The organism is Scopulibacillus daqui (assembly GCF_016908855.1).
Classification (GTDB): domain Bacteria; phylum Bacillota; class Bacilli; order Bacillales; family Sporolactobacillaceae; genus Scopulibacillus_A; species Scopulibacillus_A daqui.
This window is the reverse complement of sequence record NZ_JAFBER010000044.1, coordinates 1-6,667: the sequence shown is the minus strand read 5'-3', so window position 1 is coordinate 6,667 and position 6,667 is coordinate 1. Positions and strand designations below refer to the sequence as shown.

Below are 6,667 nucleotides of genomic sequence, written 5' to 3'. Positions count from 1 at the left end.
CTTGTTTCGGGACAATTCAAGTGTAAAGGATTAAGGAGCTTGCGTGTATTTTTTTGTTTTAATTTTTCTTATACCCCAACAAATATTGTAGAGCCTTTTTAAATAAAAAATGAAAAAGGGGCGCCAAAAAGTCAGCTATACTGACTTTTTGGACAGCCCCTTTTATATTTCACATTAATATTTTGATGCATCAAACACCTTTTTTGAATGTCCATCATAAAGGACAGCTGACTTTGCTTTTATCACTTCTCCGTCTTGATGATAATCTTTATTGGAAAAGTTAACAACCACTTTCATGTCATTGCCAAACGTCGATGATTGCACTAAACGATCCTTTGTAAGAATGTTAAAGCTTGTCATCGGCTTTGTTACAGCCTTGGCCTCAAAGTCAGAAGCCGTTTTGTAGAACGAAACAATGAGATCTTTATAGTCCGCCCACCTTGTCTTATCGATATGGTATACTGGCGGAACATTATATAATAAGGCTGACATCAATCTGTTTCCAACCTCATCTTTTATCTTTAAGTTATCCCATTCCCAATGATTCGCTGTAATAACTGAATCGTTATAGACTAATTTATAAAGCGGCAAATTATATTTTGGATCAATGTAAATATGCTTGTACAACGGTTTGATTGGCACTTGTTTGCCGTACCTGTCAGGCGTTGACCCGTCTTTTGACCAATAAGCGCCAACATAGTATGGACTTGTTTTGTTCTCTCTCATGTCCGGGTCTCCCCAATTAATGACCGGCGTTTCTATTCCATGCGCAAAAGCAATCGCTTGGCTTGCATAGTCATTGCCGCCTTCCGAACCGACAACCATATCTTTTTGCTTGGCAATATAATCCAATCGCTTAAGTCTGGCTTTCATATCTTGTTCCTGTGTCGTGATATGGTTCGGTGAATAATCGTCATAAACTTCTCCAGTCGCATCGCAATCAACAAACCAAGAATTAAAAGGAATGCCGTCTTGCAATATCCCGTTTACACGATTTTTAACGCTTGGCATAGAAAGTGTTGGATTTAATTTTCTTCCTTTGCCTAAGAAACCTGCAATCTTTTTGCCGTATTTGCCCGTAATCGTGGCATCTTCGTATAATTTCGGATCTTCAAAAGATGCCGTGTTCCAATCAGGGCTCGCGTTCTTTTGAATAGAATGGTATGAATCGTAAGGTGCCATTAAATAGCCTAACTGATTGGCTTCCTTGACCATTTTCGGATTCATTAACCCATTTGCCCAGTTCGGCAATCCAATCCAAGCCTTTTTAATGCCTGAATGGTTCATGTCTTCAAGAATATCAGTAGATTCTTTCTGACCCCATTGTTCAATATCGTCTACGGAGTCTTTTAGTTCATTTTTCAGCAAGTTTTTATTTAAATCATATAACTCTTGTTCACTAAGGTGGTCTATGCCTTTGTTCAGCAGCTTCTTAGCATGAGCATCAACATCAGTAAAGACCTTTTTATTGTAAAACTGTTTTAGCTTAAGTGCATTATTCAGCGAGTTAACGATCACGTTCTTTTGATAATCATCGATATAATCTTGATTTTTTATTTGCTGGATGCAAGTCTTTAATTCACTTGAGCCGTCCTCTGAATATTTATCTAATAATTGTTCAACCCAGTCAAAGAACTTGCTCTTGCTGTTCAATTGCTTTTTCAAGCTTCTCCAGTGAATATTGTCTTTCGTTATCACGTTGTTGTTCCAAAGGTAAAAATGCGGTGCACCGTATAATTTCTTAATATTAGGATTTTCTTTGGCCTTTTCTTCTAAAGTTTTAAATTGTCCTAGTTCCTTAATGTAGTTTTTATAAATTTGTGCAATATCCACAGGATCATTTTTAGATACATAAATTCTAAATCCATAATCTTTATTTTTATTGATCGATGGGAACTCATGGTTAAAATTAAATGCAATATTTGAGTGTGTATCAAAATGAATGTTGTCATTAAACATATTTTTCGCAATATAGACGATTGAATATTTCTGCTTATTTAAGGCAAAAAACCTCATTGAAAAGTCTTGCGAGAATGTAAAATCTTGATTATCCTTCAAAAACCTTTTCCAATTTTTATCGCCGCTTGGTATATACTTCCCTTCCCATAAAGGCAGCATGTAGCTTTCAGCGCTGACCTTTGGCCATGTAAATTGTTTAGCGCCGGTTGATTTAATATCAACATCTAAATAATGTTCTTTTTTCTTTATCATGACCTCAATATTTTTATCTGGGTAACGCCAAGAAATCTGATCATTTGTTTTCTTAAGGTCTGATACTTTCATTTTTGGCAGCGGATTGGATGCCGCCTCTTTGATCCCATCTTTTTTTACAAAGATCTCAAATGTTTCTGGGTTAACGTCAAAACTGAAATCACTGTACTTAAAATTAGAAGATACTTTAGACTCCTTTGACACTGATTTGTTGCCGTTATTTTTTATTAAGTAAATTGAACCTAATGAAGCTATGGCTATGATGACAACAATGGCGGCAATAGCTGACCGGCTGATTTTTTTCTTCATTTGCAACCTCCCTCTCTCATTCATTTAAACTATAAATGTGATTTGTTACATGAATGTGACAAATAGACAATTAAATAAAAAACAGCTGTTGAATGTCTCAACAGCTGCGGATAATATCCTTTAGAGTCCTGATTCGATCATTTGCGCGACTTTATTGCGCTCAGACTGGCTGACAAGTAAATAATAGATGCCGTTAATATAGGCATTGTCGCCCTTCATTTCATATGACACAACATTTTTCCTTGCTTTTTGCCCATGCAAAGCAATATCTTTCATCTGATCAAATGTTAAATCTGTTTGGACATTATGGCCAATCGCTTTGAGAATATCGTTATATTTTGTAAAAGGGGCGCTTGCCGCTTTATTGATGACAGCCATAATGACTTGCCGCTGGCGCTCATTGCGGCCAAAATCTCCTCTAGGATCTAAGTGCCGCATCCTTGCATACCCAAGCGCCTGCGCACCATTAAGATGCAGCTTTCCTTTATGATAATAGTATCCCTTTTTATAAATCCCCTCGTCATGCCAGCTGATATCATTATAAACTGTAATGCCGCCGACACTGTCAACTAAATCTTTTAATCCTTGCATATTGATTTTAATGTAGTGATCGAGATGAATGTTTAAGAATTGATTCACTGTATCCATGGCCATTTTCGGGCCGCCGTAAGCATAAGCGCTATTGATTTTATCAACTTTTCCTTTGCCGACGATTTCAGCGCGAGTATCCCTAGGAATACTTATCATCTGCAGTTTTTGGTTTTTCGGATTTATAGTCATCACTATCATTGTATCTGACCTTCCCGGATCATTCGGCCTTTCATCAACACCTAATAGTAAGATGGAAAGCGGTTTAGAGCGGCCCGTGTTTTCACTATTTGAGGCGCCGTTTGAACCAACCGGCTGATACATTTGACTGGCCGTTTCCTTCATGGAATGATACAAGGCATAGACATACGTTCCTGATCCGATAAGAATACATCCTATTAATATACTTAAAGCTATGATTACCTTCTTCACTTTAATTCCCCTCAATTATAATCATTGATTTATTTTTTTAAATATGAACTAAAGTTTTTTAAAATACCATGCAAGTTTACATGTTTGATTGGCGTTGAATGAGCTGAGAAATATGATGTTATGACAGCAATGATGAGAGATAACACCAGATATCGTTTTCTCATTTGAACATCCTCCTTGCCCTTACTATATACATGGTTTGTTACATTAGTTTGACATTAAGTTCAGGAATAAAAAAATTACAAAACAAGGGAAGCGCTTTCAAATTCCGCTTTAATATGTTAAAATGGATTCAAATGAAATTGATGGAGGGATAAGAGTGAAGAATATCATATCCTTTAAACTTCAGCCTAATTGTCTGACGATTCATAATATCATGTATTTTTACAAACTCAATCAAACCGCTGATTGTGACATTTATTTTTACGGCAATGGCGGAAAAACATGCAAAGTCAATAACCTGCCGCGCTTGATTTCGTTTTTGTTAACTTTTCGCGATGAAAAGTTATTGACTATTATTGAAGGAAAAGATGCTCTCCATGTTAAGAATACACTTTCGAAATTGCTTGGCTATCATTTGTACTCCGCTGCCGTTCAATGATATTTTGCGTGCCCTTCATTTCGTTCAAATCCTAATTAACGAAGAAATCCGTCCTGGCTTAAGAAGACTTGACCTTCCTTAAATGCCTTAAGCAAATCTGTCAAAAACAATACCGATACACCGTTGCCTGGCACCATTCTTTTATACCTATTGCTTGCACTTGAAAAAAATATCCAAACTATTGGTCGTCTTTCTCCGCTGCCGTCTCCCATAGTTATCGTCTGTATCATATGCCCCTTGCTTGCCGTAACTGTTTCTGTATTTGTTCTATATAAGTATAATTTAGAGATTTGACAAAGATAAGCGTAATTCGTTTTGATAGCGCATCTCCCCGCGTATGTCATTTTGTTCAAAACCTTATCTTATGACTCCTATCTCACATTACTCCTCTGAAAAGGAGCGCCAAAAGTCATCTACCTTGTCTTTTTGGCGCTCCTTTTTTCATTTTTATTTTAAACATTGTAAAAATAAGCTGATACAATTTCAACCTAAAAAACCTTGATATATCTACAATTATTTAAACTTTCCTCATCAACTCACATATCCTTTATAATCATTATTGATCCCATGATACGACTAGACACTCACCATTTTCCAATTGACTTGTGTCTAAACAGTACATATACTCTCCACAATCCTCAATAATAACTAAGTCTTTATCTAAGCCCACATCTCTATATTCTTTTGTAGTTTCTATTACCGAAGCCTCATTTAAATTATCTATAAGCTTTTCTGCACCGTATATTCCGCCACTACCATATTCCTCCAGAAACCATTTATAACTATTAGGTAAAGTTACTTGCAGCACATTTTCAAGATCCTTTATTGTGTTTTCATCAACACCGCCAGTAAAATCACCTGCATCTTTGTCTTTGTTGTCTTTCATTATTTTTATTATTTTTTCTTTACTCATTTTTTCAGTCCTTTTTAAAGCTATAGAGCTGTTTCAAGTGCATTAGTCAACATAGAATCAAAACTGTTAAATGTTTGCATTAAAGTCCCTGATGGTTTATCAAACTCTACATATACACCTTCTTCTGTGTCATAACAATACAACGCTACATCAGAACCACCAAAAAACACATATCGTTTTTGCCATTCATTTTCGTACCAAATCTCATTAGTCTCAATGAACCCATTAATCTCTTCATCTACATCTACATCTTTATCAAGTAAAGACTTGTCAACACCGTAAATCACTAATCCATTAAAATCTATTCCGTTAACTATTTTAAGAAATTCAAGATATGAATCAGGTAACACAATGTTTCCAAATTTCTGTTGAATATTTTGATTTATTTTTATAATTTCTGAATCTGATGCTGGATGTCTAAGGAGACTTCCAAATTCTTCTTCGTTTTTTTCTATTTTTTCAACAAATCTTTCCATTGCGACATGATTACTCTTCCCATCTTTATACACTTACTACTTATCTATCAAGGTTAAATACTGCCCAAGATAAGATAAAAGCTTATGAACGAAAAATATAAAGAGAATATTTTTCGTATACGTTGCAAGATTATTTTAAGTATATTATAATTACAATTTTATATTAATTTCTCCATCTCCAGTTAATATCCCCATCGGAATAAACTGCCGGAATGTATATTCCCCTTTTTTTGTTTTCATTATCTATAATAAACCAGTTTCTATCATCTAACCATTCTTGGTTATAATTCTCTTCAATAAAATCGTTTTCTTCATCAGTTAGACCTTCAAAAAAGTCTTGAAATTTTTCTATGTTCTTATTAGAAATAAGCCTCCCATTCATCCACATACCTTCAACACTAACATTTTCTATTTCTCCTAAACATTCATTTAAGAAGTATAACTTCACAATAATCACTCCTTCTTGGGCAAAATTTTTATGAAACGACTAGGAATTTCACCTTTTATCAAATATTCTCTATCCCTTTTAGTCCAGTTATAAGCCCTCTTCTTCCAAAAATCAGAAGTCATCCTGTCTCTTTCTATCAACTTTTGAACTTGTTTTGGAGAAAGGACTACAATGTCTTTTACATCTCCAGATCGTATTGCTTTTCTGAGTGCAGCAATATTTAATTCGATTGAGTTATCCCCATAACTCTTAACCACAAATTTATTATTAGTAAAACTAATATAAGGACTATTTGACTTAGCCCCTTTTCTATAACCACCAAGAATATGCTCCGTAACAGTTACTTGCCTACCTTTATATAAACCATCCTTACTTGCCGGAACTAAATTCCCCGAACTTGAAATATACGGCTTACCTATTCCATTCGGTCTTTTAGAAGAATGTAATAAGCTATCTCCCCTATAAAGGTTTTTGCTTTTATTTATACTCTTAGCTTTAAAATCAATCGAAGTACTCCCGCCGCCTTCTCTACCAACAGCCTTCATCATCGTATCTTTGGCACTCTTAACTACATCTCCGACAGTCGTTTCCATCTTCCCTATTCCCGCGAATTCCGGTTGTAAAACCTGCGGGAGACGGATGTCGCCTGCTTTTTTGACAATCTTGTTTGTCAGGCTGAGAGATTGGTT

Annotated in this window: 8 protein-coding genes; 1 reads left to right on the top strand and 7 read right to left on the bottom strand. The window is 35.4% G+C overall.

Annotation, left to right across the window (positions count from 1 at the left end):
• Positions 1 to 174: 174 nt before the first annotated feature.
• Together JOD45_RS16080 and JOD45_RS16075 are read right to left on the bottom strand one after the other, a co-directional pair.
• On the bottom strand, positions 175 to 2,520 hold the full coding sequence (locus tag JOD45_RS16080; protein WP_205004921.1) for a glycoside hydrolase: 2,346 nt from the start codon (positions 2,518 to 2,520) through the stop codon (positions 175 to 177).
• A 120-nt stretch (positions 2,521 to 2,640) separates the two neighbouring features.
• Positions 2,641 to 3,540, bottom strand: a complete 900-nt coding sequence (locus tag JOD45_RS16075) for an LCP family glycopolymer transferase (protein ID WP_338056111.1) — start codon at positions 3,538 to 3,540, stop codon at positions 2,641 to 2,643.
• Positions 3,541 to 3,859: 319 nt separating this feature from the next.
• On the opposite strand from JOD45_RS16075, the gene JOD45_RS16070 reads away from it, so the two are divergent.
• Positions 3,860 to 4,141 (top strand): hypothetical protein, encoded by a 282-nt coding sequence (locus tag JOD45_RS16070; protein ID WP_205004920.1) that lies wholly within the window; start codon positions 3,860 to 3,862, stop codon positions 4,139 to 4,141.
• Between the two features lie 35 nt (positions 4,142 to 4,176).
• Here JOD45_RS16070 and JOD45_RS16065 read toward each other — a convergent pair whose 3' ends face one another.
• From JOD45_RS16065 to JOD45_RS16045, 5 genes are all read right to left on the bottom strand, one after another.
• The gene (locus tag JOD45_RS16065) at positions 4,177 to 4,485 is read right to left on the bottom strand and encodes a hypothetical protein (RefSeq protein ID WP_205004919.1); all 309 of its coding nucleotides are present in this window, start codon (positions 4,483 to 4,485) and stop codon (positions 4,177 to 4,179) included.
• Positions 4,486 to 4,697: 212 nt separating this feature from the next.
• Positions 4,698 to 5,054 (bottom strand): SMI1/KNR4 family protein, encoded by a 357-nt coding sequence (locus JOD45_RS16060; protein WP_205004918.1) that lies wholly within the window; start codon positions 5,052 to 5,054, stop codon positions 4,698 to 4,700.
• A 20-nt stretch (positions 5,055 to 5,074) separates the two neighbouring features.
• Positions 5,075 to 5,530, bottom strand: a complete 456-nt coding sequence (locus JOD45_RS16055) for a YrhA family protein (protein ID WP_205004917.1) — start codon at positions 5,528 to 5,530, stop codon at positions 5,075 to 5,077.
• 163 nt (positions 5,531 to 5,693) lie between these two features.
• The gene (locus tag JOD45_RS16050) at positions 5,694 to 5,978 is read right to left on the bottom strand and encodes a hypothetical protein (RefSeq protein WP_205004916.1); all 285 of its coding nucleotides are present in this window, start codon (positions 5,976 to 5,978) and stop codon (positions 5,694 to 5,696) included.
• Between the two features lie 5 nt (positions 5,979 to 5,983).
• The coding region (locus JOD45_RS16045) for a hypothetical protein (RefSeq protein ID WP_239549333.1) at positions 5,984 to 6,667 on the bottom strand (684 nt) is incomplete at its 5' end.